Origin of the sequence: Sorangium sp. So ce1014 (assembly GCF_051521505.1) — a bacterium.
Classification (GTDB): Bacteria; Myxococcota_A; Polyangia; order Polyangiales; family Polyangiaceae; genus Sorangium.
Genome location: NZ_CP150356.1, coordinates 9,857,365 through 9,883,487 on the forward strand (window position 1 = coordinate 9,857,365; position 26,123 = coordinate 9,883,487).

Annotated in this window: 19 protein-coding genes; 10 read left to right on the forward strand and 9 right to left on the reverse strand. The window is 68.8% G+C overall.

Annotated features, from left to right (window positions below; genetic code table 11):
• Positions 1-28 precede the first annotated feature (28 nt).
• Positions 29-1,351: a hypothetical protein gene (locus WME75_RS37360; protein ID WP_437481227.1), complete on the reverse strand. Its 1,323-nt coding sequence runs from the start codon at positions 1,349-1,351 to the stop codon at positions 29-31.
• A 95-nt stretch (positions 1,352-1,446) separates the two neighbouring features.
• Here WME75_RS37360 and WME75_RS37365 point away from each other — a divergent pair, with 95 nt between their 5' ends.
• Positions 1,447-2,436, forward strand: coding sequence for a diacylglycerol/lipid kinase family protein (locus WME75_RS37365; RefSeq protein ID WP_437481230.1), 990 nt, complete (start codon positions 1,447-1,449; stop codon positions 2,434-2,436).
• 131 nt (positions 2,437-2,567) lie between these two features.
• Positions 2,568-3,530, forward strand: coding sequence for an acyl-CoA desaturase (locus WME75_RS37370; RefSeq protein ID WP_437481232.1), 963 nt, complete (start codon positions 2,568-2,570; stop codon positions 3,528-3,530).
• Positions 3,531-3,691: 161 nt separating this feature from the next.
• Here the strand turns inward: WME75_RS37370 and WME75_RS37375 are convergent, their stop codons facing one another.
• A complete protein-coding gene (locus WME75_RS37375; RefSeq protein ID WP_437481234.1) occupies positions 3,692-5,377 on the reverse strand; it encodes a CTP synthase in 1,686 nt (561 codons plus the stop codon).
• A gap of 447 nt (positions 5,378-5,824) precedes the next feature.
• On the opposite strand from WME75_RS37375, the gene WME75_RS37380 reads away from it, so the two are divergent.
• Entirely contained in the window at positions 5,825-6,724 is a 900-nt protein-coding gene (locus WME75_RS37380; protein WP_437481236.1) for a fumarylacetoacetate hydrolase family protein, read from the forward strand.
• 37 nt (positions 6,725-6,761) lie between these two features.
• Here WME75_RS37380 and WME75_RS37385 read toward each other — a convergent pair whose 3' ends face one another.
• Positions 6,762-7,244 (reverse strand): hypothetical protein, encoded by a 483-nt coding sequence (locus WME75_RS37385; RefSeq protein ID WP_437481239.1) that lies wholly within the window; start codon positions 7,242-7,244, stop codon positions 6,762-6,764.
• Complete coding sequence (locus tag WME75_RS37390) at positions 7,241-7,756, reverse strand: hypothetical protein (protein ID WP_437481241.1); 516 nt, start codon at positions 7,754-7,756, stop codon at positions 7,241-7,243. Before WME75_RS37390 ends, WME75_RS37385 begins: the two co-directional genes overlap by 4 nt.
• A gap of 169 nt (positions 7,757-7,925) precedes the next feature.
• Here WME75_RS37390 and dacB point away from each other — a divergent pair, with 169 nt between their 5' ends.
• Positions 7,926-9,500, forward strand: coding sequence for a D-alanyl-D-alanine carboxypeptidase/D-alanyl-D-alanine endopeptidase (dacB, locus tag WME75_RS37395; RefSeq protein WP_437481244.1), 1,575 nt, complete (start codon positions 7,926-7,928; stop codon positions 9,498-9,500).
• Between the two features lie 163 nt (positions 9,501-9,663).
• Here dacB and WME75_RS37400 read toward each other — a convergent pair whose 3' ends face one another.
• The 4 genes from WME75_RS37400 to WME75_RS37415 form a co-directional block, all read right to left on the reverse strand.
• The gene (locus tag WME75_RS37400; RefSeq protein ID WP_437481247.1) at positions 9,664-11,532 is read right to left on the reverse strand and encodes a sigma-70 family RNA polymerase sigma factor; all 1,869 of its coding nucleotides are present in this window, start codon (positions 11,530-11,532) and stop codon (positions 9,664-9,666) included.
• A 1,039-nt stretch (positions 11,533-12,571) separates the two neighbouring features.
• Positions 12,572-12,931, reverse strand: coding sequence for a 50S ribosomal protein L20 (gene rplT / locus WME75_RS37405; RefSeq protein ID WP_437481250.1), 360 nt, complete (start codon positions 12,929-12,931; stop codon positions 12,572-12,574).
• A gap of 26 nt (positions 12,932-12,957) precedes the next feature.
• Positions 12,958-13,155: a 50S ribosomal protein L35 gene (rpmI, locus tag WME75_RS37410; protein WP_437481252.1), complete on the reverse strand. Its 198-nt coding sequence runs from the start codon at positions 13,153-13,155 to the stop codon at positions 12,958-12,960.
• Between the two features lie 186 nt (positions 13,156-13,341).
• The gene (locus WME75_RS37415) at positions 13,342-17,190 is read right to left on the reverse strand and encodes a DUF3857 domain-containing protein (protein ID WP_437481255.1); all 3,849 of its coding nucleotides are present in this window, start codon (positions 17,188-17,190) and stop codon (positions 13,342-13,344) included.
• Positions 17,191-17,913: 723 nt separating this feature from the next.
• On the opposite strand from WME75_RS37415, the gene WME75_RS37420 reads away from it, so the two are divergent.
• From WME75_RS37420 to rimI, 6 genes are all read left to right on the forward strand, one after another.
• Complete coding sequence (locus tag WME75_RS37420) at positions 17,914-18,396, forward strand: roadblock/LC7 domain-containing protein (protein WP_012239856.1); 483 nt, start codon at positions 17,914-17,916, stop codon at positions 18,394-18,396.
• An 11-nt stretch (positions 18,397-18,407) separates the two neighbouring features.
• Positions 18,408-18,998: a GTP-binding protein gene (locus tag WME75_RS37425; RefSeq protein WP_437481258.1), complete on the forward strand. Its 591-nt coding sequence runs from the start codon at positions 18,408-18,410 to the stop codon at positions 18,996-18,998.
• 426 nt (positions 18,999-19,424) lie between these two features.
• Positions 19,425-19,934 (forward strand): hypothetical protein, encoded by a 510-nt coding sequence (locus WME75_RS37430; protein ID WP_437481261.1) that lies wholly within the window; start codon positions 19,425-19,427, stop codon positions 19,932-19,934.
• 98 nt (positions 19,935-20,032) lie between these two features.
• On the forward strand, positions 20,033-21,313 hold the full coding sequence (gene alr / locus WME75_RS37435; RefSeq protein ID WP_437481264.1) for an alanine racemase: 1,281 nt from the start codon (positions 20,033-20,035) through the stop codon (positions 21,311-21,313).
• Between the two features lie 71 nt (positions 21,314-21,384).
• Complete coding sequence (locus WME75_RS37440; RefSeq protein ID WP_437481265.1) at positions 21,385-22,581, forward strand: vWA domain-containing protein; 1,197 nt, start codon at positions 21,385-21,387, stop codon at positions 22,579-22,581.
• Positions 22,578-23,102 carry a ribosomal protein S18-alanine N-acetyltransferase gene (rimI, locus tag WME75_RS37445; protein WP_437481268.1) on the forward strand — a complete coding sequence of 175 codons (525 nt, stop codon included), beginning with the start codon at positions 22,578-22,580 and terminating at the stop codon, positions 23,100-23,102. The genes WME75_RS37440 and rimI overlap by 4 nt, the downstream gene beginning before the upstream one ends.
• 15 nt (positions 23,103-23,117) lie before the next feature.
• Here rimI and tssM read toward each other — a convergent pair whose 3' ends face one another.
• Positions 23,118-26,030: a type VI secretion system membrane subunit TssM gene (tssM, locus tag WME75_RS37450; RefSeq protein WP_437481270.1), complete on the reverse strand. Its 2,913-nt coding sequence runs from the start codon at positions 26,028-26,030 to the stop codon at positions 23,118-23,120.
• Positions 26,031-26,123: the final 93 nt, after the last annotated feature.

A 26,123-nucleotide genomic window follows, 5' to 3' on the forward strand; every position in this document is an offset into this window, starting at 1 on the left:
GCGCTTGTCGGGCCGGGGCCGGCGGCGCTCAGGAGGCGCCGAGGATGGCGCAGGCCACGGAGATCCTGACCTGAGGCACGGCGTCGGCGAGGAGCAAGGCAGCGCGAGGGCTCTCGCCGAGCTCGACCAAGCCGGTCGCCGCCGCCTCCCGCACCGGGATCTCCCGGGATCGGAGATCGCGCTCCAGGAGCGGCACCGCCGCGCGGACGCCTGCACGGGCGAGAGCTCCCCGCGCGAGCACCGCGCGCGTCGACGTGCCCGAGGCGAGCTTCATCAGCCACGCGATCGCCGTGGAGCGCTCGCGCGCTGCGACGGTGTGCGGCGGAGCATCGACGTAGCGGGCGTGGACGGCGAAGGCCACGGCGTGGTCCGGATCGTCCTTCGCTTCGAGGAGCGCGGATCGCACCGCGCGGTCCTCGAGCGGCGCGGAGAGGATCGCGTAGATGCGATCCCTGCTCTGGCTCGCGCGGATGGCGCCGAGGAGCACGGAGACCGCTTCCCCGGCGCCATCGCCGCCCACGCGCACCAGCGCGCGCGCCGCGGCGATCGCCGGGGCGCCGCGTTCGGTGGAGATCGCCCAGAGGAGCTGCGCGCGGCCGCCGTCGCCGATGGCGCGCGGCGCCGCCCACGCCTCGGCGATCGCTTCACGCCCAGGTTCATCCGAGAGGGTCCAGATATCCCGTAACGCCAGCACGACCTCCCGACCACCGAGCGCGCCGGCGGCGCGGATCGCGAGCGTCCGCGCGAGCGGGTACGGGTCGAGCCGCGCCGCTTCGAGCAGCGCGCCCCGGTCGCTCGGGTCCGCCGCTGCGATCGCGGCGCGAAGCGCCGAGACGCGCACCTCCTGATCTCCGTCGAGCATCCGCGAGCGGCGCACCGCGCCGTCCGCGGATGCGACGAGGGCCCGCGTCTCCAGCGCGCGAAGCGCCGCGTTCTTACCAGGGGACCGTCCCGCCGCCGCATCGTTTGCGTACAGCTTCACGCGCTCTGGATCGGTGATCCCTGCCTCGAGGAGGATCATCGCTGCGGCTGTCGTGACCGCGTCCGAGCCCGCGGCGCGCTCGGCGAGCGCGTCCTCCAGGGGGCGCGCACAGGTCCGGATCTCGCGCAAAAGATCGACCCCGGACGGCGGCGTCGCGCGCGCGATCTCCCCCTCGGCGATCGCACGGGCGATCGCGCGTGCGTCGTCGCTGTCCAGCGCGCCGCGGCGCAGCTCGTCGTTCAGCGCGCGGCGCAGCTCGTCGAACCTGCCCGCCTCGGCCGCGCGTATCGAGGCCGAGCTCGCGCAGCCGATGACCGTGGCGAGCGAGAGGAGGCCGGCGAGGATCGACCCGGAGAGCACGCGATGCATGAGGCGCCTCTTACCGCGCCGAAGTGCGCGCTCGAAGCCCCTTCGGCTCGACCAGCCGGGGAATCCGTTCTATACGGCGCTCACGTCCCGGCACCATGCGTATCGACGTCATCGTCAACACCACAGCGCGCCGGTACCGGGCGAGGCCTTCGCTCATCGACCGCATGTCGGCCGCCTGCGCTGGCGCGGCGAAGCTCCACCTGACCTCGAACGTCGCGGAGCTCGCGGAGGTCTGCGATCGGATCGCGCACCGGGGCACGGATCTCGTCGCGCTCTCCGGCGGCGACGGCAGCTTCATGGCGGGGGTCACTGCGCTCGTTCGCGCCTTCGGTGAGAGCTCCTTGCCGCCCCTCGTCCTGCTGCCAGGCGGAACCGTGGCGACCGTCGCGCGGAACTGGGGCATGACGGGCGATCCGGCTGCGCTCCTCGAGCGGATCATCCACAAAGCTCGCGGCCGTCACGACGGCGCCACCCTCCGCGGAACCGTCCGCCGGCCCACCTTGCGCGCGCGAGCGACGACGCACGGCGGAGTCGAGGAGCGCATCGGCTTCATCTTCGGCACCGGGCTCGTGGCCAGCTTCTTCGATGTCTACTACGAGCGCGGAGGGGACGGATACGGGGCCGCTGCGCGCATTGTAGCGCGCGTGTTCATCGAGTCCTTCTACGGCGGCTCCTATGCGCGGCGCGTGCTCGACCCGTTGCGCTGCACGATCGACGTGGAGGGACGGCAGCTCGCCCCGCGCGCCTGGTCGCTGATTTGCTCGTCCGCGGTGCGCGATCTCGGCATCCACATGCGGGTCACCTACCGGGCCGGTGAGGATCTCGAGCGCCCGCACCTCGTCGCCAGCGCGCTGCCCCCGCGAGAGCTGGGCCCGCGCGCCCCGCTCGTCGTTGCGGGCCGGAGGATCGGCGGCAGGGATCACTTCGACGATCTCGTCCGCGATTTCACGGTCCGGTTCGACGCCGCGCCCGGCGCGACGTCGCCCGGCGACGGTCCCTATATCCTCGACGGAGACCCCCTCCGGGCGAGCGAGATCCGGATCTCCGCCGGGCCGTCCATCGACGTCTTGACCCTGCGCCCCTGAGGCCGCGCGCTCGTCGGCGACGCGCGCCCGGATCCGTCGGGTACCGAGCGCTGCGTCGCGTGACGGAATCATGACCAGTGTCGTGAACCCCAGTGACGGGCGTGCTCGATGCTCCATGCACCTTGGAAACCATGACGCACGCCCCTGCATCGAGCCCTACACGAGTCGTCGTACCGAAGTCTGGCCCGGGCCTCGGCCAGCTCTTCAACGTGCTCGGGATCGTCGCGATCCACGTGGGCACCGCGGTCGCCATCATGCGAGGCGCCACCTGGAAGCTCGCGGCGCTCGCTGCGGCCACGTACTTCATCCGGATGTTCGCGATCACGGGGGTCTACCACCGGTACTTCTCGCACCGGAGCTACAAGACGAGCCGTGGCCTCCAGTTCCTGCTCGCGCTGCTCGGGACCACCGCGACCCAGAAGGGCCCGCTGTGGTGGGGGGGAACGCACCGCGTCCATCACAAGTACTCGGACACCGAGCGCGACGTTCACAGCCCGCTCCGCAGGGGGTTCTGGTACGCGCACCTCGGCTGGTGGATCGGCCGCGAGCACGAGGAGCTCGACCTGAAGCGGATCCCTGATTTCGCGGGCTTCCCTGAGCTTCGCTGGCTGGACCGCTACCACGTGGTCGGGCCGCTCGGCATGATGGCGCTGCTCTTCGCGTTGGGCGGCTACGATGCGTTCCTGTGGGGCTACGTCGTGTCGACGTGCGCGCTCATGCACGGCACGTTCACGATCAACTCCCTCGCGCACGTATTTGGCTCGCGGCGTTACGCGACGACGGACACGAGCCGCAACAATTTCTGGCTCGCGCTGATCACGCTCGGCGAGGGGTGGCACAACAACCACCACCACTACATGAGCAGCGCGAACCAAGGCTTCTTCTGGTGGGAGATCGACGTCAGCTTCTACATCCTGCGCGGGATGGAGAAGCTCCGCCTGATCTGGGACCTCAGGACGGCGCCGGCGCACGTGCTCCAGCGGAACCTGATCAAGGAGGTCGGCGAGCGCTCGCCGCTTCTCGCCCCTCACGCCGCGCCAGTCGAGCCGCTCGACGCCCCGCCTCTGGGCCGGCCGAGCCTCGGCGACGTCTGACCGCCCGCCCCGTTCGGCATCGAACCGCTGACGGACGAAGGCTGCTGGTCAGCCTCCGTCCGTTGGCGCTTGCGGCAGCCCGCTCGATACCCTGAGCCAGCCCACGCATCCCGCCGCCGAAGTGGCGGCCAGAGATCCGTCAGGGCTCTCCGGTGGGGACGCTAATTCACGGACGAAACAGCCTGCTGGCTGTGAGCGGTGGCGGAATCGCCGGGCTTCGGCTTCTCGGCCTTGTTGCGCTCGCGCTGTCGCTCAAGACCGGCGCGGACGAACCGAGCGAAGAGCGGGTGCGCGCTTTGGGGGCGGCTCTTGAACTCGGGGTGGAACTGACAGCCCACGAAGTACGGGTGCTCGCGCAGCTCGATCATCTCGACGAGCCGCTGGTCGGGCGACGTCCCGGAGAGCACGAGCCCCTTCTGCGCCATCGCTTCGCGGTACTTGTTGGCCACCTCGTACCGGTGCCGGTGCCGCTCGCTGATGCTCGTCTGCCCGTACGCTTCCGCAGCGACCGAGCCCTTGTCGAGCACGCACGGGTACGCGCCGAGACGCATCGTCCCGCCCTTCTCGACGACCCCCTTCTGGTCGGGCATCAGATCGATCACCGGGTAGGCGGCGTTACGATCGAACTCCACTGAGTTCGCTCCGGCCATGCCGCACACGTGCCGCGCGAACTCGACGACCGCGAGCTGCATGCCGAGGCAGATCCCGAAGAACGGGATCTTCTCCTCGCGCGCGTAACGGATGGCCTCGATCTTTCCCTCGGTCCCGCGATCGCCGAAGCCGCCGGGCACGAGGATCGCGTCGAGGTTCGAGAGCAGCTCGGGCGCACCGCGCGCCTCGATCTGCTCGGAGTCGATGTACTCGAGCTCGACCCGCACGTCGTTGTGGAGCCCGCCGTGGACGAGCGCCTCGTGGAGCGACTTGTAGGAGTCGCGCAGGTGCACGTACTTGCCGACGACGCCGATCTTCACGATGCCGCGGGACGGCTTCTTGAACCGCTCGACGATGCGCTGCCAGGATGACAGATCCGGCTGCCTCGCCCAGATGTTGAGCAGCTCGGTGATCTTCTCGTCGATCCCCTCGGCGTGGAGGACCAGCGGGAGCTCGTAGATGCAGTCGACGTCGACGGCCGCGATCACGCAATCGACCGCAACGTTCGAGAAGAGGGAGATCTTCTCCTTCATGCTGCGCGGGAGCGGCCGATCGCAGCGACAGAGAAGGATGTCCGGCTGGATGCCGATCTCGCGCATCTCCTTCACCGAGTGCTGGGTGGGCTTCGTCTTCAGCTCGCCCGCTGTCGCGATGAACGGCACGAGCGTGACGTGCACCGAGATGGCGTTCTGCGCGCCCGACTCCACCTTGAGCTGGCGGATCGCCTCGATGAACGGGAGCGACTCGATGTCGCCCACGGTGCCGCCGACCTCCACGATCGCCACGTCGGCCCCGTCCGCGGCGGAGCGGATGCGCAGCTTGATCTCGTCCGTGACGTGCGGGATCACCTGCACCGTCGCTCCGAGATACTCGCCGCGGCGCTCTTTCGAGATGACCGCCTCGTAGACGCGGCCCGTGGTGAAGTTGTTCTGCCTCGTCATCCGGGCGAGCGTGAAGCGCTCGTAGTGCCCCAGATCCAGATCGGTCTCCGCGCCGTCGTCCGTGACGAAGACCTCGCCGTGCTGGTAGGGCGACATCGTGCCGGGATCGACATTGATGTACGGGTCCAGCTTGAGGTGGGTGACCTTCAACCCACGGGACTCCATCAGCGCCCCGATCGACGCCGCAGCCAGTCCCTTGCCGATCGACGATACGACTCCGCCTGTGACGAAGACGAATTTGGTCCGCTTGCTCATGACCCATCGCTCCGCTGCGCCGTGTGCGCGCCTGTAACCAGTTCCTCGATCGGCGCTCAAAGGTGAGCGCCGACGAGGCTCGGCTGTCCACGGCAAATACCTTGCCCGGCTTACAAGCCGCACGGCCCCGTCAACAGGACCGAAGCCGGAGGAAACCCCGCGAGAGGAATCCCGCACCGGCAACAGAACCTGACCTGCCGTGCGAGCCCGTCTACAACCGGACGGGCCCGAGGCAAGCCTGCGCGACGTGGTGCCGCTTTGAATCCGCCGGCATTCTAGGCCGCTCTCCCAGCGCGTCAATGCAAAGGGCAATCCGATCTCCCAAGAAGGCCTGGGCCCCTGGGAATCGGGCCCGACCGTGGCCGCGGGAGCGGGGGCTCCAGTGGCCCGAGGCTTCGGCGGACCGGGATGGTACACTCCGCCAGCTCTCCGCGACCTGGCCACGCCATGCGAATCGCCCACGTGCTCCAGCTGGCGACGTCCACCCCGGTCGTCGCGCTGGAACGGGACGGTGCGCTCTACGACGTCGCGGAGCTCGAGCGTCACTTCGGGACGAAGCTCGCTGACATCCGCGGCGTCTCGGACTTTCACACCCGCGTTGTGGCGCTCCGTTGTGCCGGCCTCCACGCGCTGGACGACCGGCTCCTCAGCGGAGATCGCCCCTCGTCGACGCAGCTGCAACCGGCCACCGTCCTGTGGCTGCCTCCCTGCGCCACCGACCGCGCGGCGTACATCCAGCTCGGCCCTTACGCGCACGACGCAGAGCGCCCCTGGTATCGGTTCGGCAACAGCCGCGCGCTGCTTGGACAGGATGCAGCGATCCCCTTCCCCGCGCTCGAGGACGAGCCCGACTACGAGCTGAACCTGGCGGCGCTCCTCTGCGAGGATCTTCGGCGCGCCACGCCGGAGGAAGTGGAGCGCGCGATCGTCGGCTACACCGTGCTGAACGACTGGACCGCGCGCGGCCTGGAGACGCGATCGCTGGCGCACGGGTTGCCGCCTTCAGAAACGAAGGATTTCGCAACGCAGCTCGGTCCGGTGCTCGTCACGCCCGACGAGCTCGGCCCGGTCGCGGTGCTGCGGACCCAGGTCCGCGTCGGCGCCGAGACGCTCCCCTGCGCTCGCGTCGGCGAGTGGGCCTTCTCGCTGACCGAATCGGTCGCGTACATCAGCAACCACATCGAGCTGCGCGCAGGCGACGTGGTCGGAGCAGGCCGGGTCTTCGGCGGGAGCGCCGGCCGGCACGTGCCGTACGGCGCCAGCGTGGAGCTGATGATTGAGCGCATCGGACGACTGACCGGCAAGCCGGTCCGCGGCCCCGCTCCGTTGCCATGGCGCCGCGGGTGAGCGGCGCCGGCGCATCGCCGCGCGTGGCCCTCGGCTGTCAGAACGTACCGACGACGCCGAGGCCCACGCCGGTCGCGGTGATCACCGGGGCCGGCCGCACCGTCAGCGCCGCAGGCGCAACCGGCTGCGCCAAGCGTGCCTCGGTGGTCATGAAGACGCCCTCGGCGACGAGGCCGAGGCCAGCGAGCTGCGCGAGCCCGCCGACGACGGTGAGCGCCCCGCGCAGATACAGCTTCGCTCCGCAGTCCGGATCGTCAGCGGCGCAGTCGTTCTTGGCGAGCGCGAGCCAGGGGCCCGCGATCGGGATCTTCAGCTCGCTCGACCCGGGCACCTCGGGCCAAGAGGACGCGGCCAGGAACGCCGCGCCATAGGCGAGGGCCGTCACGGCCACCCCGCCGACGATGACCTTCACGCGCGCTGACGACGGCGGATACCGCGGAGGTGCCGCTGGCTCCTCCGCGTCGGCGGAAGCAGCGGTCAACGCGAGCACGGCGGCGACGGCGAGGGCGGAGCTCTTCATGGAGTCTTCGTGCTGGAGGGCGCGGAGCCAGACTTCTTCGACGGCAGCTTCACTGTGTACGGGACCTCGAGCGGCTCGCCATCGAACGGCAGCACGATCTCTCCGACGAAGGCACGCTTGACGCAAGATTCGACAGGCGTTCCGGCGAAGGGCGGTCCGACCAGCACGTCGGTCACGCGCCCCTTCTGGCCGTCGAACACGACCTTGACCTCGCCCTCGCCCGTCGGCGCGCTGGGCACGACCTCGGCGCAGTTCGCCGCCTTGTCGCCCCCGCGCCGCAGCGCGATCTCCATCTGCTTCTTCTGGTCGACGTTGAGCCCGCCGCCGTTGTCCGGTGACGCGCTCGTCTCGGCGGCGTCGGAGCTGCCCGTCTCCGCCGGTGCGGCCTGGTCGGAGGTTGCCTGGTCGAAGTTGTAGTCTTCCCCTGCCTGCTTGGGCTTGGCGCCGGAGCATGCCGCCGCCGCGAGGATGATGAGCGGCAAGAGCGCGCGGGTCGAATGCTGCTGGGACACGGTGTCCTCCCTTCGAACAGAACGTGAAGGAGTGCCTGCGCGCACCCTAGCAAGCTCTCCTTTACAAGGACAACCCCGAGCGCGCACGGAGGAGCATCGCCCGGCTGCGCCGAGCGGTCGACCGGAGGAAGCGCCCGCGGTGGAGACATTGTAGAGCCGGAGAGCCGTCATGCCTCGACATCCCCGCCGCGCCGTATCCGTGGTCGCGCTCGTGCTCTCGTCGATCCTCGCCCGCCCGGGCGGCTCACAGCCGCTCGACGGCGGCACGAGTCCCGCGGAGCGCTCGACCCGCAAGGAGGAGCCCACGCACGGCGTACCCGGTGCCCCGAGCGCACCCCGGTCGCCCCTCGGAGCGCATGGACCTCGAAAATTCGACCCAGGCCGCGCTCGAGAGCAGCTCGAGAAGCTCACCATCGGCGTGCGCCGCTCGGGGGGGCGGGTCGGCGTGCTCGCGCTCGACATCGCGAGCGGAGCGACCCTCGCCGCCTTCGATGAGCGCGGCTTGTACAACCCCGCATCCAACGCGAAGCTCTTCACCGCAGCCGCTGCGCTGCGCCTGCTCGGCCCGGGCTACCGCTACCTGACGGGCCTCTACGGGGAGGCATCGAACGGGAGCGTCGCCGAGCTCGTGCTCCGAGGTGCGGGAGATCCGTCGCTCAGGACGCGCGATCTCTGGGAGATGGCGCGCGAGCTGCGCGCGGCCGGCATCCGCAAGGTCACGGCGATCGCGATCGACCAGGGGTACTTCGACGCGCGCTTTGTGCCTCCGGCCTTCGAGCAGCAGCCGGATGAGTGGGCGGCTTTCCGCGCCCCGGTCGCTGCGGCCTCGCTGAACGCGAATGCCCTGCGCTTCACGGTGCGCCCGTCGAGAGCGGGTCAGGCCGCTTCGGTCGCGATCGATCCTCCAGGCTTCACGGTGCTCCGTGGCACCGTGACCACCGCGAAGCGCGGCACGCCTGAGAAGATCGTCCTCCGACTCGAGCCGAGCGGTCAGCGCCTCGTCGCGCACCTCAGCGGGCACGTTCCGGAGGGCGGCCGCGCGGTGAGCCTCGCGAGGCGCGTCGATGATCCGCGCATGGTCGTGGCGTACGCGCTCAAGGAGATGCTGCAGGAGGTGGGCGTCGAGGTCTCGGGTGAGGTGCGGCTCGGCGGCGAGCATCAGAAGCGGCTCCTTGTGGCTCACCGCTCGGCGCCTCTCGGCGAGCTCCTCGCCGCCCTCGGGAAGGACAGCGACAACTTCTACGCAGAGACGATCTTCAAGACGCTCGCCGCCGAGAAGCGCGGACGCCCCGGCACAGCTGAGGCTGCGGCGGAGCTGGTCGGCGAGATCCTGAGCGAGCTCGACGCCTTCGGAGAGGGCGTCGTCCTGCGGAACGGCTCCGGCTTGTTCGACGCGGCTCGTGCCTCGCCAGAGTCCATCGTCCGGTTGCTCCGCGCCGCGCTCCTCGATCCCGCGCTCGGCGCGGACTTCACCGCGCAGCTCGCGATCGGTGGCGTGGACGGGACCTTGCGCGGCCGCTTCCGCGGGTGGTCGAAGGAGCGCGCCATCCGCGCCAAGACGGGGACGCTCGCCTCGGTGGTGGCCCTCTCCGGCTACGTCCTCCCGCCTCCCGGCCGATCTCCGATCGCCTTCGCCGTCCTGGCCGCGGACGTCCCGGGGAAGATCGAGCCGGTACGAAGGGCAATCGACGACTTCGTCGGTGCGCTCGCCGACGAGCTCTGGAAGGGTGCGCGCACACCGTGAAGGCGCGGGCGTCCACGGCCACGTACTGCAGCCGCGACGAGCTCCCGATCCCCGCTCGCCGCTGCGCGTGCTCACGCACAAGCGGGATCAGGCGGCTCGAGCAGTGCGGCCGCGCAAGCATTGCGCTGCGCGGCCGCATCATCGCCCTTGCTGAGCTCGTCGCTCAGTAGTCGCGCATCTGCTTGCGGATCTTGCCGAGCGCCTGCTCCTGGAGCTGACGGATGCGCTCGCGCGACAGGTTGTACTTGTCGCCGATCTCCTTGAGCGTGAGCTCATCCTCATCGTCGAGCCCGAAGCGCCAGCGGATGATCCGCGACTCGATCGGCGTGAGCGTCGTCAGAAGCCGCCGGACCTCGTCGCTCCACTTCCTGTTCGCCAGGTGGTCGAACGGCGACAGCGCGTTCTCCTCCTGAAGGAAGTCGATGAACTTCCGCCCGTCCTCGTCACCGACCGGGCGGTCGAGAGAGAACGGCGTCTCCGCGTAGAAGTCCTTCACCTTGTCGAGCTTCTCGCGCGGAACCCCCGTCTCCTTCTCGAGCTCCTCGATCGTCGGCTCGTGCCCAGTGCGCGCGATGATCGCCTGCGTCGCCCGCGCTACGCGGTTGTACGTGTCGAGCATGTGGACCGGGATGCGGACAGCGCGGCCCTTGTCGGCCAGAGCTCGGCTGATCGCATGCCTGATCCACCAGGACGCATAGGTCGAGAAGCGGTAGCCGCGGCTGTGATCGAAGCGCTCGACCGCCTTCATCAGCCCGATGTTGCCCTCCTGGATCAGGTCGATGAGCGGCAGACGCCCGCGGTTGTATCGGCGTGCGATCGACACGACGAGCCGGAGGTTGGCCTTCACGAAGCGGTTCTTCGCGTCGTGCTGCGCCTGGAAGGATCGCTCGACCCGGTCGAGATACCGGCGGTACGAGCTGGACAAGGGGAGCCTCGGCCGCGTGGGACGCGTCTCCTCGGGATCGCTCACGTCGTCCTCGAAGTCGGGCTCGCGCACGAGATCGCGCGCGATGTTGAAGGCACGCGCCATCCAGAGGCGATCCGAGTCGGGCAGCCGGACGGCGGCAGCGAGCTCCTCGGAGAGCTGGGTCCACGGCTTCTCCTGCTCGGGCAGCAGCTTCCCCTTCTGCTTCTTCGCCAGGCGGACGAGCTTCTGCAGCTCCGCGATCTGCGGAGCCTTCACCTCATCCTCGCCGGCCTTCACGACATCCTCCTCGAGCGCGGTGAGGATGTATTCGGCCGCTGGCAGGTACGAGAGCAGAGCCACCCAGTGGTCCACCTCCGTGCGCTCGACCGCGCGTGCGGTGTCGAGCTCCTCGTCCGGCCCCATGACAGGATGCAGCGCCATGTCGCGGAAGTAGCGGGCGAGCATCGAGTCGCCGCCGCCGTCCTCGACATCCTTCAGCTCCCGATCCTGGTTCCTCGTCCGCTCGGGCTGAGGCAGCCGCTCGATCGGCCCGATGTCCAGGTCGATGAAGTCGGCCGCCCGATCCTCATCCAGGATCTCCGCCGGGCGGGGTCGGACGGCGGTCTCCTCCGCCTGGTCGTCTTCCAGAAGGTTGAGGGCTGCGACTTCTGGCGTGGCTGTCCCACCCTGAGCGAGCGGGTCGCCCTTCACTACAGTGGCGTTGCTCTTGGTCGACCTCATGGCGGCTCCCTCCACGGTGGTAGCTCCTTGAAAGTGCGAGCGCGGCGACTGGCTGTCCCCGAATCCTTCGACCTCGGAGACCCCCGGATCGGTGGTCTGCGATGCCGCCCGCCGGGGAGCCGATGCGGTCTCGGCTCCCTGCGAGCTCTTGGATGCCGCGAGCCGCGCAGAGGTACCTACAGCAGAGGACTTGGAGTTTCTCCGCGCAGTTTCTGGACGGCGGGCGGTCGACGTGCTCATCTTGGTCTTTGTGTCGGCGTTCACTTCTAAACGGCTGACCTTGCGAGATTGAAATGCCTCGCCACCTTTCAGCGGCAGGCGAGACGATTTCGTGCCAAACAGGGAGCAGGTGCTGACCGAAGGAGCCCCTGTTGAAACTGGCAACCGCTGGTGCTTTCTTTTGATTCCGGTCGAACTCTTCGCGCCTGGGGCAGGCCTGCTCTTGCAGAGTGCTGCCGTTGAGCCAGCTCCCGATGGCAGCCTAACTCCAGAAGCAAGAACAGTGCCTTTATTGGCGTGCGTTCCGTGTTCTCCCGTTTGAGAGCTTGACCTGGGCGCGGTGTGTAGAGTGGAAGGTGCCGTCCGTGTCGTGTCGAGCGAAACATTTCGCTGCGACCGAGCCGAACTGCATGGCTGGGTACGCTTGTGGGGACGCAACAACATCGGCAACCTGTCTCCTTGGGGGCACATCGAGCTCGCCGGCCTCCCACGGTTTGGTGGGTCGCCCTCGCAGCACAGGCAAGGGAATGCGCTGTCCTTTCCAGCGTATAGGATGGGCCGAAGCCGATCGCTGAGGCCGTTCTCTCAGTGAGCTTCGATGTTTCCTGAACCTGGGCCTCCCGATGGCAATGTCGAGCCCTCACCCGACGGCCGAAGGCGGAGAAGGTTATTTTTCACGACAGATCGCCTGGAAAGTTAGTATTTCCAGGCATCGGGCCAGGCTCAGCGGAGTTCGCAGCGAAGTACACCCCCAGACCGGGGATGACGGACGGGAATGGCCTGAGGGAGACGTCAGGACCTGAACGTCGAGGCCCACGTCGAAGGGCGGTGGCTACCCGGCGGAGCGCTCAGAGATCCTGAAGGTGGGTCCGATCTTACCCTGGCAGCAGGGTCATAGCGTGCCATCAAAGATGCGTAGCCGGCGTGCAGGATGTGCACACTGTGCATTTGTTCGGCACTCATTCGCCTCACCGTGGGGAAGAGCGACGCCGTTTACGTCATGGACGTAACGACTTGCCCTCACAACGATGACGCGCTCGGACCTGTATGCCTACGGCGCATGGCCCGAGCGGCCTCTGAATGAGGCCAGCTCAGCGTAAGAAATGTTACAGATTGTAGCGTTGGCGTCTGGACGGGGCGGTCTAGCAGACTCGGTCAGCTGACGGAAGCTCGGCTGAACGAGCAGACAGACCGCCCGGAGCCGTCACTTCGCTACGGCAGGCGCTGCAAGTTTTGCCACGGCACCGAACGACGCCGGATCGTGGATCGCGATCTCCGAAAGGACCTTCCGGTCGAGCGCGATGCCTGCCTTCTTGAGCCCGTTGACGAGACGAGAGTAGGTCGTGCCATTCAGGCGCGCGGCAGCGTTGATCCGGGTGATCCAGAGACGGCGGAAATCACGCTTCTTGAGCTTGCGGCTGATGTAGCCGTACTCCCAGGCATGACGCAGGACCTCGACCGCCTGACGGAAGCGATTCTTCCGGCCGAGGAAGTAGCCCTCGGTCTGATTGAGGACGCGGTTGCGACGACGACGGGCCTTGAACCCTCTTTTTACGCGCGGCATCGGAGTTTTACCTCACTGATCCAGGGTCAGCCGTAAGGAAGAAGCAGCTTGACGCGCTTCTCCATCGCCGAATCGACCATGTCGTTCTTGCGGAGACGACGCAGGCGCTTCTTGCTTTTTTCCTGCATGCAGTGGTTGAGCCCGCACTTGCTGCGGCGAATTCGGCCGGAGCCGGTCACCTTGAACCGCTTGGCCGCGGCGCGGTTCGTCTTCATCTTCGGCATGACGCCCTCGATCCGAGTGCCTACCGCTCCCAGCGGCCACCCTCCGAACCACCGGAGAGGCTGTTCCGTGCCGCAGAGATGCGTAGAGGGGGCGCTTTATGGCGACCTGCCGCGAGGTTGTCAAGGTCCAGGCAGGGGGCAGGTGCCGGTCGACGAGCTCCTGGGGCCGTAGGCGCAGGCCTTCGTTCACTTGCCGAGCACGACCCGCTGACCGAACGCGCGGTCCGCCGTCTCGCAGAACCTCCTGAAGGCCATGTACTCGGACGGCTTGATCCGGGACTTCGTGAGGGAAATCTGGCTGCGGACGACGATCTTCCCTGCGGACTGCTCGACCGAGATGGAGAACTTGCCGAAAGGGGTGTCCACCTCCTGGGGCAGCGGCACCCTCGTGACGCGCCACCCTGCAGGGAGGCGGATCGACCATTCATCCCGGCGCGTGGTGAGCGCAGGGATGATCACGTCGCGGGTGCGCACCGAGAGGGAGGCGAACTCGGTGGCGAGGCGCTGGGCGGGGACAGCTGGGACCGACAGGCTGTCGCCCTCCGCGCGAGCAAGCGCGACAGCTTTTCCTCTCGCCCGCAGCCTCACCGGCAGCTCGATGTCCTCGAGGTCGTTCACCTCGACGCCCGCCTTGCCGGGAGCCAGCTCGACCGTTCCGAAATCCGCCGCGAGGTCCCGACCTGCCCGATCGCGGCGCGTCCCCTCCGCCATGTAGCGGGTCCGCCAATCCGGCGCGAACGCGCCAGCCACCTGGATGTCGACCCCGAGCTGAGCCGACCCGTCGGCGCCGAGCGCGATGTCGACGGTCCGGTGCACGACGGAAGCCTCCGGCGCGGGCTCCGGGAGGCGAACGAGCTTCGGCTTGCCCTCGTTGATCTGAAGCGCCATCGCTCCGCGATCCATGATCGGCAGCTCGGTCGAGCCGGAGTGCTCTGCCGTTCCGTCGAGGTAGAGGTCGAGCGAAGGCACATACGCGATCGCGTGGTCGAACGGAGCGAGGCTCGCGGGCTCCGGCTCGATGCCGCCTCGCATGCGGGTGCGCACGAGGACGATCGTCGCGGGGATGCCGATCTCGCGGAGCATCGTGACGATCAGCGTCGCCTTGTCCTTGCAGTCGCCCCAGCCGCGAGCGAGCGTCTGGGCGCACCTCCTCGGGCGGATGCCGTCGATGCCGAACTCGAGCGCCACGTAGCGCGTCTCGGTCGCGTACTTGTAGATCGCGCGGACCTTGCTCAGATCGTCGTTGAGGTTCTTCGTGATCTCGCGCACTCGCTTGCGCACCTCATCGTCCACATCGAACTGCTCCCGCGCGAGGCCCCAGTACCAGGAGCCGACCTCGTCCCAGCTCTTGAACGTCGAGACGTGAACGTGCGCGAGGATCTCGGACCACGCGGGCATCGCCGGCTCGGGGGCGACCGCCGGGACGGAGGCGGCAGAGAAGCGGAAGATGCGTCGGTCGGCGTCTTCCTTGGTCTCGCGCACGAGGCCAGGCAGGGGGGACGCGAAGATGTGGAACGGCTTCGCCTTCGGCGTGATCAGCACGTACTCGCTGCTGGCGATCGGCTCGTCTCCCTGGAGGTACTCGATCTCGCCGAAGTGATCGGCGATCTCGTTGCGAGGGCTGACGTCGTCGATGCGGTACCGCAGCTCGACAACGTCGCCGGCGTTGAGCCGCGGGAAGCTGACGTAGAACGTGCGCGCCGAGGTGTACATCGCGAGCGCCGGGTTGTTCGCGCCCGCCTCCCCGCTCTCGATCGCCCCGTCGACCTTGCCGTCGGCCCGGTAGACCTTCGCGGCCCGGAGGCTCACGGTCTGGCGATCGGCCTGGTACTCGAAGGCGTACTGCCGGGCGCTCGCCGCAGCCTCGTCCGTGAGCGGCTGGAAGACGACCTGCCGGAAACGGCTGGCGAGGCCGTTCGGGAAGACGGTGGTGACCGTCAGGCTGCGGAGCGTGCGCTTGGGATACTGCCGGTCAGCGCTGCGCCGCATCGGCAGGAAGCGGTCGGGCGCCCAGGCGTAGGCCTCGTCAGCGCGCGGCTTCGGCGGTTCGATGTGCTCGATGTACTCGCGCACGTCCTTCGCCTGAGGGCTGATCGCCAGGATCTGCTGCAGCATCTCCAGCTGCACCTCCCGGTTGCCCTCCTCGCCGTAGAGATCCGAGAGCGCCCGCAGCGTACCGATGTCCTCCGGCGCCATGGCGAGCGCGCGCTGGTGGGCAGCGAGGGCGCGATCGCCCTGACCGAGCGCTCGGTACGTGCGCGCCGCGACCGAGCGGGCCCAGACGGAGTCAGGCTCGCTGCGGAGGAAGCGCTCGAGCCACCGCTCCGCGCCGGCAGGATCGCGGCGCGCCACCGCGAGGTCGACCTGCTGGTGCAGGAAGCTCGAGTCGTCGAAGCGCAGCGCCGCGTACCGCGCCTCCATCTCGACGGCCTCCGTGTCGCGGCCGAGGGCGCGGAGCTGCGCCGCCGATGCGCGGAGCAACGAGACGCTGCTCGGCTGGCGCGACAGCGCTCGCTCCAGCGTGGCGAGGGCGGTGCGCTTCAGCCCCGCCTCCACGTAGAGGTCGACGAGCCCGAGGGTGGCGGTCACGTGATCGGGATCGGCGGCCAGGATGCGCTCGTAGATCGGGGCCGCTTCCCGCCAGTTCGGGCTCGTCTGCGCGAGCCGCGCCTGGGAGAGCAGGACATCGACGTCCTCGCGGCCACGGCCCGCGAGCGCAGCGGCGCGCTCGATCCACGCGCGCTGCTGGTTCCTATCCTCCGAGAGCTGGCCCGCGAGCAGGTAGCGACGCACGCTCGGCTCGGCCTCGGCGGAGCGGCGCGCGAGATCGCGCGCTCTGTGCTCGCCCTCGGCATCGCCGCCGGTGAGCATGAGGTAGCGCGCGAACGCCTCCAGCAGGACAGGCGAAGGCCGGGCGGCGCCCGCGGCGCGCTCGAACGCCTGCATGGGCCCCTCGACGGCAGGCGCACGCGCGGCGAGCTTCACGCCCGAGGTCGATCCTTCGGCCTGCGCCCGCGCGTCGCCCGTGCGTCTGGCGCCGCCCGCTTGCCCCTGCGGCGCCGTCACCTGCGTCCCGATGTCGGAGGCCACCTCTAGATCGAGATCCGGAGCTCCCTTCTCGTTACCGATGCGCAGCGCGAACTTGGGCGCCGACGCGCCCCCGCAGACCTTGATCGTCAGGCGGTTGTAGCCGGGCTTGAGCGACACCAGCGCGGCGAACCGATCGATGTCGAGCTCGCGATACCCCGGATCGGCAAGGACCTTCTCGCCGTTCCAGAACAGCTTGAACGCGCCATCCGAGCCGACCCAGACCGAGATCGGCCGAGGCGCGCGCGTCCCCGCCTTCGCGCGGACAGACGTCGTCGCGTAGCCGCAGACACCCTCTACCGGACGGATGAAGTCGCCGAAATCGAACCATCCGTACTGCGGCGCCTCGGGCGGCACGCGCCAGCGGACCGCCCGCGCCTTGCCGTCGTACGTCCTGCCCGCCGTGAGCGGTTGGTCGAGCTCTTCCTCGGGCCCGAACGCGCGATCGAAGCCCGCCTTGTTCTCGTTGTCGAACGGGCCGATCGTCGCCCAGCGACCGATGAACCCGAGCTTTTGGATCTTCATGACCGCGCCGTCGAGATCGCCCCGCCGCCTGCGCGCGTACGCCGAAAGAAGCTCCGCGTAGACGCGGGCAGGCGCGCTGGTCGCGCCGCTCTCCGCGATCGATGCGATCGCCTCCTCGACCTGCGTCGGATCTGCGCGGTCCCACGTGCGCCAGAGCTCGCGCAACGCGCCGTAAACCTCCGGCGCCCTCGCCGCGCGGACAGCCGCGTGCGCGGCGAGCACCTCGGGGTGAACCGCGCCGAGCTCCGCGCGAGCCTCCGAGCCGATCGACGTGGCGCACGCCAGGGCCGCCACCCCCGTAGCGAGCGCGCCGGAGAGGCGCTTCCTCGTCGTCCCCAGGTTGAGCTCGATCTCACGAGGCTCGGTCCGGCTGAGCGCGTCACGCATCCACGGCGCTATCCCGTGGCCGAAGCCATCGGTCAAGCGCAAGCCTCGCCCGCGTGAGCGCCGCAGCGGCCCAGGTCAAGTGCTGACGCGCTCGACCCAGCGGGGCGCCCGGCAGGGCGATCCGGGATCTCGCACGTCGAGGAGCTCGTTCATGAGCCCGCCGCATCGCCCGCGCCGATCCCAGGAATTTTTCGAACCTTCTGCCCGAACCACAGGGGCGACGCGGGGCGGGTCCACGAGCAGCGCGCCCGGACGAGGCCGAAGCGGCAGTCCGAACGCCAACCCGAACGCAGCCGATTCTAGAAAATATATTAAATTCAATTACTTACAGATCGGCTCACCCGGTCGGCAACCACGGAAGGGCGCCAGGAGAGCACCGGAACCGAGGCGGATGGAGTCGGGGGTGGGAGCGAGCTCCGTCGAGCTCGAGCACCGCTCGGAGGGGCTCCGCCGCGGGATCCTCCAACTTCCAGAAAGGGCCGCCTTGCTCCGCCGCACCTGCTTCGGATAGAAACGTCCCAAGATGTACGGGCGCACGGTCGAGGAGCAGCCGCATTGCGCGCAGCGAGCCGGCCATGCAAGCCCTAGGCAGCGAGCGTGGCGCCGCGAACGTGGTACCGGTGGTAAGGCAGGCCCGCACAGCGGGAAGCCAGTTGGATGACGATGGTCGGGGACCGCACGTGCGGCGCCCGGTGATGACAAGGGCTACAGAGCCCGCAATGCCCAGGGCCCCATCGCGAGAGCGCTGGCGGAGGAACGATGGTCAACCCTCAGATGGTGATGTACGAGGAGGAATTCAATCAGATCCAGAGCGTGGTGGATCGCCTCGTCAAGGACGCCAATGCGAAGGTCGTCTTCATCGTTGACAAGAACGGGCAACTGATCGCCGCGAGCGGAGACGTGGACAACCTCGACACCACGTCGCTCGCCTCGCTGACGGCGGGGAACATCGCCGCAACGGGCGGGATGGCGAAGCTCCTCAAGGAGAACGAGTTCGCCACGCAGTTCCACGAGGGTGAGAAGGCGAACATCCACATCCAGCTGGTCGGGAACCGCGTCATCCTCGTGGTGATCTTCGACTCAAAGTCGAGCCTCGGGTTGGTGAGGCTCCGGGTGCGAAAGGCGAGCGAGGAGCTCAACCACATCTTCGAGGCACTGCTCAAGAAGGTGCAGGAGCCTGGCGCCGACTCGCCGTTCGCCGAGATCACCGACGAGGACATCGACAACCTCTTCAACGACTAGGAGCGCGGTCGATGAGCTTCATCAATTACATGGCGCGCGAGATCAACTGCAAGATCGTCTATTACGGGCCGGGTCTCTGCGGCAAGACGACGAACCTGCAGTACATCTATGAGCGCACCAACCCGGACGCGAAGGGGAAGATGATCTCCCTCGCCACGGAAACCGACCGGACACTCTTCTTCGACTTCCTCCCGCTCGCGCTGGGCGAGATCCGCGGCTTCAAGACGCGGTTCCACCTGTACACGGTGCCGGGGCAGGTCTTCTATGACGCGAGCCGCAAGCTCATCCTGAAGGGCGTCGACGGCGTGGTCTTCGTGGCGGACTCACAGCTCGGCCGCATCGAGGCGAACCAGGAGTCGGTGGAGAATCTCCGCACGAACCTGGGCGAGCAAGGCTACTCGCTCGACAAGATCCCGTACGTTATCCAGTACAATAAGAGGGATCTGCCGGAGATCGGCACGGTCGAAGAGCTCCGGTCGCTGCTCAACCCGACCAACGTCCCCGACTTCGAGGGGGTTGCGCGGACCGGCGTCGGGGTGTTCGACACGCTCAAGGCGGTCGCCAAGCTGGTGCTGACCGAGCTGAAAAAGGGCGGCCCCTAGTCCAAGGGGCAGCCCCGAGATCGAAGCACAGCGCGGCGAGCGAGACAGAAGTCTCGCTCGCGCGCGCTGCAGCCATCAGGTGCGCTGGTAGATGCGGTTCCGCCGGTTGCGGTTCTTCGCCTTCAGCTTGGACCGATGGCGCTTCGACTTGGAGCGCGTGGTCTTCCGAGGACCTTTCGACAGCATGAGGAACATGGACAGGCTCCGTTGAGGCGCCCGGCGCGGAGGCGTTGTGCCGCCGCCGCCGGTGCGAAGGGGCGGCAACGTACGGCATCGCAGGGCAAAGTTCAACCGGAGAGCACCTCGACCAGGCGACCCGCCACGTCCCTGCGAGGGCAGGCCAGGTGTGACACCGGGACGGAGCTTTTCTGCTATCGGTGTTCGTACCCCGTGCGGTTCAGGACCCTCCTATGCCTAGCCGCCTCGGTGACCGCGTGCGGCGCGAGCATCAACGCGGTCTACGAGGGGGACGTACGCTTCGAGCACTGCATGGCGCTCGACTCGCTGGCCGACGTCAAGCCGACGCTGCGGCGCGCGTGCTGGGACGAGTGGCTCCAGTTCTATACGTTCAGCCAGACGCGCGATCGCGTCGAGTACGCCACGCTCCGGGCGAGGCAGCTGAGCCACGCCAGCGACTTCGACGAAGGCGAGTGGAGCCCGCCCAGCAGCCGGGCTCCCACCGTGCCGGAGCCGACGAGCGCGCTCGCCCCACCGCCCAGGCTCCTGACCGCCGATGTGGTCGCGCCCGCGGACGAGGCGGACGCTGGCGCCCCCGAGACTGCGCCGAGCGCCGCCGAGGACGCTGCGCCGCCGGGGGCGGAGTGCAGCGCGGCATGCGAGGCGAGCTGGAAGGAGTGCCAGCGGGACTGCAAGTCCGCCGGCTGCGAGAAGGGATGCTCCGGCAAGTACACGCGGTGCATGCGCGGCTGCTTCTGACCGGCCGCGCAGCGCTCGGCGAACATGCCTCACCTTGTCCCACCAAGATGGCCTGGAATCTTGACCCGCGATCGAGCGTAGGGCTATCCGCGTACACGATGTCCGCCTCGCACGCGCCCACAGAGCTCAGCAGCACGACTCCTGATCGCAACGGCACGGCGTCGCCCCTCGAAGGGCTCGGATCGAGCGCTGGCCCCGTGCGGGTGCTGCGGCCACGGCGGGCGGCGCCGGCGGACGCAGTGCGGCCGACCCGCGCGGAGGTGAACCTCGCGCACCTGCGGCACAACCTCCGGGTCCTCGAGCGAGCGCTGAACGGCGCGAAGCGGCCGCAGATCTGGGGCGTGCTCAAGGCCGATGCCTACGGACACGGCGCGCCGGCAGTCGCGCGGACGCTCGAGCGCGCCGGCATCCCCGGCTTGGGCGTCGCACTTCTGGAGGAGGCCATCGAGCTGCGAGACGCCGGCATCCGGCTGCCCATCCTCGTCATGGGCGGCTACTACGGCCCGCGCCGCGAGGGGTTCGAGGAAATCATGGCGCGGGATCTCGTGCCCGTCGTCTACGACGCCGGCCAGATCGAGCGCCTCGCGAGCGTGGTGCGGCTCGAGCAGCGCGATCGCGTCGGCGTCCATCTCAAGGTCGACACCGGCATGGGACGGCTCGGCGCCGCGAGCTCGGAGCTCGAGGCGGTGTTCGCGATGCTCGCCAAGCACCCGGAGGTCAGGCTCGACGGGCTCATGACCCACCTCGCCTGCGCGGACGCCGACGATCTCGGCGTGACGATCGAGCAGATGAGGCGCTTCGAGGAAATCGAGCAGCGGGCGAAGAGCTTCGGGCTCACGCCGCGGGTTCGACACGCCTCGAACAGCGCGGCCATGCTGCGCCTCCCCGCAGCGTGGCTCGACATCGTTCGACCCGGGGTCGCGCTGTTCGGCATCTCGCCGTGCGCAGGGCTCGCGCCCGACCTCAAGCCGGTCATCCGGGTGCGCAGCGAGGTCGTCGCGCTCCGCACGATCGCGAAGGGCGACAGGATCGGCTACGGCCACACCTGGCAAGCTTCGCGAGAGAGCGTCGTGGCCACCGTGCCGATGGGGTACGCCGACGGCCTGAGCCGCCAGCTGTCGAACCGCGGGGCCGCCCTCGTGCGCGGTCAGCGCGCGCCGATCGCGGGCGCCGTGTCGATGGACCTCACGATGCTCGACGTGACGGACGTGCCGGGAACACGCGTGGGCGACGAGGTCGTGTTCCTCGGGACACAGGACGGCCCGCTCGGGCGCGCGACGATCAGCGTGGAAGAGATCGCCGCGCTGACGGGGACGATCGCCTGGGAGGTGCTGACGAGCATCTCGCGCCGGGTGCCCAGGTTCTACCGAGAGCCCTGAGCTCGCACGCGTCGGCGCTCGCCGCCGGCGCCGGCGCTGCCGGTGCGAACGGGCGTGATACGCTGCTCTCCATGAAGACGGCCGTGAAGCAGCGGGCCGGCGTCCGCGGCATGCTCTGCCGCCTCGGGGCCGCGCTCGCGCTCGGCGGCGCGGCGATGTCCGCTTGCAAGGACGACGGCCCGAAGCAGCCTCCACGCAGCGGCAGCGGCCAGGGTGCACAGGAGCCGGAGGACGGGTTCGACCCAGGGCCCGGAGGATCGAGCGGACCACCACCCGTGGACGCGGGTGGGCTCTGCGGCAATCAGATCCACCAGGTGGAGATCTCCGAAGCGCCGAACCTCTACTTCGTCCTCGATGCGTCGGGCAGCATGCTCAGCCCCGCCTCATCGCGCGCGACCCGCTACGACCGGGTTCGCGAGGCCGCGGTCGACCTCGTACGCAACCTGGGTCCACTGATCAACGTCGGCGCCGCCGTGTTCCCGCTGGACGCGACCGCCGAGGCGCCGTGCAGGCCGGGCGGTGAAGTTTTCCCCGTCACCCCGGGAGATCCCTTCGCGGCCTCGCAGGAAGGCGCCACGACCACCTCGAAGTTCCGCTCGGCGACGCGCATCGAGCCTCTCGGCGGGACGCCGACCGCGGCGACGCTCGCGGCGCTCGCGCCGAAGCTCGTGGAGCTCCCGGGCAAGACCATCGTCGTGCTCGCGACTGACGGCGGCCCGAACTGCAACAGCTCCGCGACGTGCAGCGCCGAGGACTGCATCGCCAACATCGAGCAGCAATGCCCCGAGGAGAACTGCTGCGCGCCCTCGGGCCTCTCGGGACCAGGAGGGTGCCTCGATCGCGACGATACGGTCGCCGCGATCGCGCGGCTCGCGACGAGCGGGATCGAGGTCTATGTGGTCGGCATCCCGGGGAGCGAGTTCTACGGCGATGTCCTCGACCAGATGGCGCTCGCCGGCGGCGCGGCGCAGTTCGTGAGCCCCTTCTACTTCAAGGTGGAAGACCTCGACACGCTGGGCAACGTCCTCTCAAGGATCGCCAGCATCGTCGTCTCCTGCGAGTTCGACCTCGTCGATCCGCCACCCGAGGACGGGCAGACCAACGTCTACCTGGATGAGGAGGTGGTCCCGTACGACCTGGAGAACGGCTGGCGCTGGAGGTCCCCCGCTGTCGTAGAGCTCCTCGGGGATGTGTGCCAGAAGCTCAAGAGCGGGCGGGTGGGGCAGGTCCAGATCGTCTCCGGCTGTCCCACGGAGGTTGCGAGGTGAAGCGCGACGCGACGAAGGGCTCGGCCACGCTGATCCAGCTGACGGCCGAGTCCGCGGACGACGCTGCGCTCGACGAGATCGATGCGGTCGCGGCCGCGGCCTTCGACGTGCCGCAGTTCTCGGCGCGAGAAGAGCTGCGCCGCCCATGGACGCGCTGCTGGGTCGCGCGCGAGGAGCGACGCGCGCTCGCCTTCCTCATCGCGTGGCACGTGGTCGACGAGCTGCACGTGCTCAACGTCGCCACGTGCCCGACCGCGCGGCGACGCGGGCTCGCGACGGCGCTGATGAGCCGCTCGCTCGAGTACGCGCAGCAACAGCAAGTGCGGCTGGTCCTGCTCGAGGTGCGCCGCTCGAACCGGGCGGCGATCCGGCTCTACCGGAAGCTCGGCTTCACGGCGATGGGTGTGCGTCCGCGGTACTACAGCGACAACGGCGAGGACGCGGTCGAGATGGTGCTCTCGCTCGATCCGGCGACCGGCGCGGTGCAGCCAGGCCGCGACGAGATCCGCATCGAGGTCTGACCGGCGCCGCGCCGCTCAGCGCGGGGCAGCTGCCGACGCTGCGGGGAAGCGGGAGACCGCCGCGAGCGGCGGCAGCCGCGCGGCCACCACCTGGAGCGGGGTCAGCAAGAGCGGCCGGAGCAGCGTCTTGGCCCGCTCGTCGAAGGGCTGGAGGAGCGCGTCCGCCTGCCTTATCACCTCGACCAGCCGCTCGGCCATGAGGCGCGCGTCGACGTTGGGGTTCACATCCTCAAGGCGCTGGATCTCGTCGCGGAGGGAGCTGAGAAGCGAGATGTACCTCGCCAGGGGCGTGTCCGTGATCGGCGCCGAGCCGCTCGGCGCGGTGGGAACGCCGAACTCGACGGTCCGCTTGAACTCGTCCGGGACCGAGCTCGTACGGTTTCGTATGAGCTTCACGTCGAGGGGGACCTTGAACCTCGTCTTCTGCTCGATCTTCTTCTCGACGTGCTCTTTCCCGCGCTTGAACAAGCCCGTGTCCTCGAGCGCGCTGCGATCCCGCTTCCATTGCGTGTTGTCCTCGAGCGCGCGGAGGATGCGGAGGTACGGGTAGTCCGGCTTGGCGAGCTCCATGTAGAGCTCCTTCGCCTCCTTCAGGTTGGCCGGCATCCGCACGGTGAGGTCCGCCATCCAATCGGTCCACTGCGCGATGTACCGGGCGTCGTAGTCGGCAGCGAGGCCGTCCAGGTCCTTGTCGATCGCGGCGTTCTCTCCGGGCGCGAGCGGAACGACCCACTCTTCTTCCCTCAAGAGATCGGCGCCTCGGCGGACCTTCTCGAGCACCTCGAAGTGCCCCTTCTCGGTGTACGGACCGTCGACCTCTTTCCAGCGCTTCTCCTTGGCGTACTGCTTGCTGCCGATGACCTTCAGCACGTCGTGGCGGTCGGCGAACATGTCGCCGAGCGTGAGCGGGGGGTACTTGCGGTTCGCGCGGCTGTTGTCGCCCGTCTCGTCGTACTTCTCCTCGATGATCGAGTTGACGAAGAAGTCGTAGTAGCGCTTCCGCACCGGCACGGCCTGGAGCATCGCGCGCACGCTCGCGACCAGCTCCGCCTTGTGCGCGATGGGCGTGACCCTCTTCTGCTTGATCAGTGACAGGTAGTACGTGACGTGCCGCTCGAGCTGCTTCTTCAGCTCGGTCTCGTTGAGGTTCGACGTCGGCCGGAGCACCTCGGCCCAGAGCGAGGTGAACCTGTCCCTGGCCCAGTCGACGTCGAGGTGCTCGACGTCGCTCAGCATCAGGTAGAGCTTGAGGTTGTTCCGCTCGCGCAGGTAGTGCTCTCCCTTCGCGAGCTTGAGGCGATCCTCGAGCCGCTGCTTGCACGGGATCACGAAGCCGTTCTGGAGGCTCGCGATGTAGACGTGCAACAGCGGGGGATAGACCGTCTCTCCCTGGAACATCGTCCAGCCCATCCCGTCCGGCGGTCCCTCCTCGCGCGCCCTGTCGATCTCTTGCAGCCGACCCAGCGCGGGCCGCAGCGCGGTGAGCTTGTCCGAGAGCGGTCGCGTGTCCTCCCACCGGAGCGCGCTGACGGCGCGCGCGTCTGCCTCGACCTCGCGCAGGAACTCGCGGTTGTTGGCGAACGACACCAGGCTCGGGATCGCCAGGATGACCCCGAGGGTCGCCGCCGCCGCGCTGATCGCGCCGCGCACGACGCGCTGGCGCCGGATCTCGCTCGCGCTCCTCGCGGCGATGTCCCCGTCCGGGAAGACGACGTTCATGAACACGTCGTGGAGGAAGTAGCTCTTCGACTCCACGATCTGCTGAGCCACGGCCTCGTGCGTGCGGATCCCCATCGCCTGGCCCATGCGCTGGAGCACCCGGTCGAGCGGCCTGCCCTCTTGCGTGCCGCTCGTGAAGTAGAAGCCGCGGAAGATGGGCGTGCCCTGGAACGCGTTGACCATGAAGACGGTCGAGACCAGATCGGAGAGGTTCCGGCGGATGCCCGAGAACTCGAGCGGGAACTGGTAGACGCGCTCGCGCCCCTCCCGGCTGCGCTCCATGACGAGCCGCTTCAGCGAGCGACCGTGGACCTGCTTCGCCATGGCGTCGAACTCGGCGTCGAAGAGCCTTCCCGGGTCGGTCTTGTCCGCGCTCAGCTTGAGCGTCGCCCCCCACGCCTGGGCGCGGTCGCTCTTGCGCATGTCGCCGAAGAACTCCGAGAAGCCCGCGATGAGATCGCACTTCGTGAACAGGAGGTAGACGGGCAGCACCATGTGGAGCTGCGTCATGACCTCGTCGATGCGCGCCCGGAGCTTCTTCCCCATCTGCTCGATGTGCTGCTCGTTCGCGTCGATGAGATCCGCCACGCTCACCGCAACGAGGATGCCGTTGAGCGGGCGGCGGGCGCGGTGCTTGAGGAGCATCTGCAGGAACGCGAGCCACTCCTCGTGGTCGTCCTGCTCCGTCGTGTAGCGCCCCGCGGTGTCGAGGAGGATCGCCTCGTTGGTGAACCACCAGTCGCAGTTCCGCGTCCCGCCGACGCCGCGGACGCCGCCGCCGTTGCTCGGGTGCGCGTAGGGGAAGACCAGGCCGGAGTGCTTGAGCGCCGTCGTCTTCCCCGCCCCGGGCGGGCCGATGATGACGTACCAGGGCAGCGAGTAGAGCGCGGCGCTGCCGTTCTTCTTGCCCTTGCCGAGCTTCGAGGTCTTCAGCGCGCTGATGCCGCCCTGGACCTGTCGCTGGAGCTCCTGGATCTCGGCGCGCCGCTCGGGCCGCGCGTTGAGCGCCTGCTGCGCCCCCTGCTGGACGATCGCGCGCTCCAGGGCGGACGCGGCGCGCCCCGCCTTGACGCGGCGGTACACGAAGAGCGCGATCGCGGCGAGCGCGATGACGACGCTCGCCGCGATCGGGATCGCCGTGGACAGGCCGAACGTGAAGTACGCCGCCCACGAGATGAGGAGCAACAGCCCGAAGAGGACCCACAACACGCCAGAGACGATACCACCGGTCGCCGCGTCCGCAGCACGTCCCAGGCGCCGCGCATCGATCGGCGGCGCGCCGCGTGGTGCCGCCGCGCCAGC

Excerpts from the sequence above, each read along its gene's own strand:
- WME75_RS37365 (WP_437481230.1), top strand. The coding sequence starts at position 1,447 with ATGCGTATCGACGTCATCGTCAACACCACAGCGCGCCGGTACCGGGCG.
- rplT (WP_437481250.1), bottom strand. The coding sequence starts at position 12,931 with ATGCCGCGCGTAAAAAGAGGGTTCAAGGCCCGTCGTCGTCGCAACCGC.
- WME75_RS37370 (WP_437481232.1), top strand. The coding sequence starts at position 2,568 with ATGACGCACGCCCCTGCATCGAGCCCTACACGAGTCGTCGTACCGAAG.
- WME75_RS37440 (WP_437481265.1), top strand. The coding sequence starts at position 21,385 with ATGAAGACGGCCGTGAAGCAGCGGGCCGGCGTCCGCGGCATGCTCTGC.
- rpmI (WP_437481252.1), bottom strand. The coding sequence starts at position 13,155 with ATGCCGAAGATGAAGACGAACCGCGCCGCGGCCAAGCGGTTCAAGGTG.
- WME75_RS37380 (WP_437481236.1), top strand. The coding sequence starts at position 5,825 with ATGCGAATCGCCCACGTGCTCCAGCTGGCGACGTCCACCCCGGTCGTC.
- WME75_RS37375 (WP_437481234.1), bottom strand. The coding sequence starts at position 5,377 with ATGAGCAAGCGGACCAAATTCGTCTTCGTCACAGGCGGAGTCGTATCG.
- alr (WP_437481264.1), top strand. The coding sequence starts at position 20,033 with ATGTCCGCCTCGCACGCGCCCACAGAGCTCAGCAGCACGACTCCTGAT.
- WME75_RS37385 (WP_437481239.1), bottom strand. The coding sequence starts at position 7,244 with ATGAAGAGCTCCGCCCTCGCCGTCGCCGCCGTGCTCGCGTTGACCGCT.
- WME75_RS37360 (WP_437481227.1), bottom strand. The coding sequence starts at position 1,351 with ATGCATCGCGTGCTCTCCGGGTCGATCCTCGCCGGCCTCCTCTCGCTC.
- WME75_RS37420 (WP_012239856.1), top strand. The coding sequence starts at position 17,914 with ATGGTCAACCCTCAGATGGTGATGTACGAGGAGGAATTCAATCAGATC.
- dacB (WP_437481244.1), top strand. The coding sequence starts at position 7,926 with ATGCCTCGACATCCCCGCCGCGCCGTATCCGTGGTCGCGCTCGTGCTC.
- WME75_RS37425 (WP_437481258.1), top strand. The coding sequence starts at position 18,408 with ATGAGCTTCATCAATTACATGGCGCGCGAGATCAACTGCAAGATCGTC.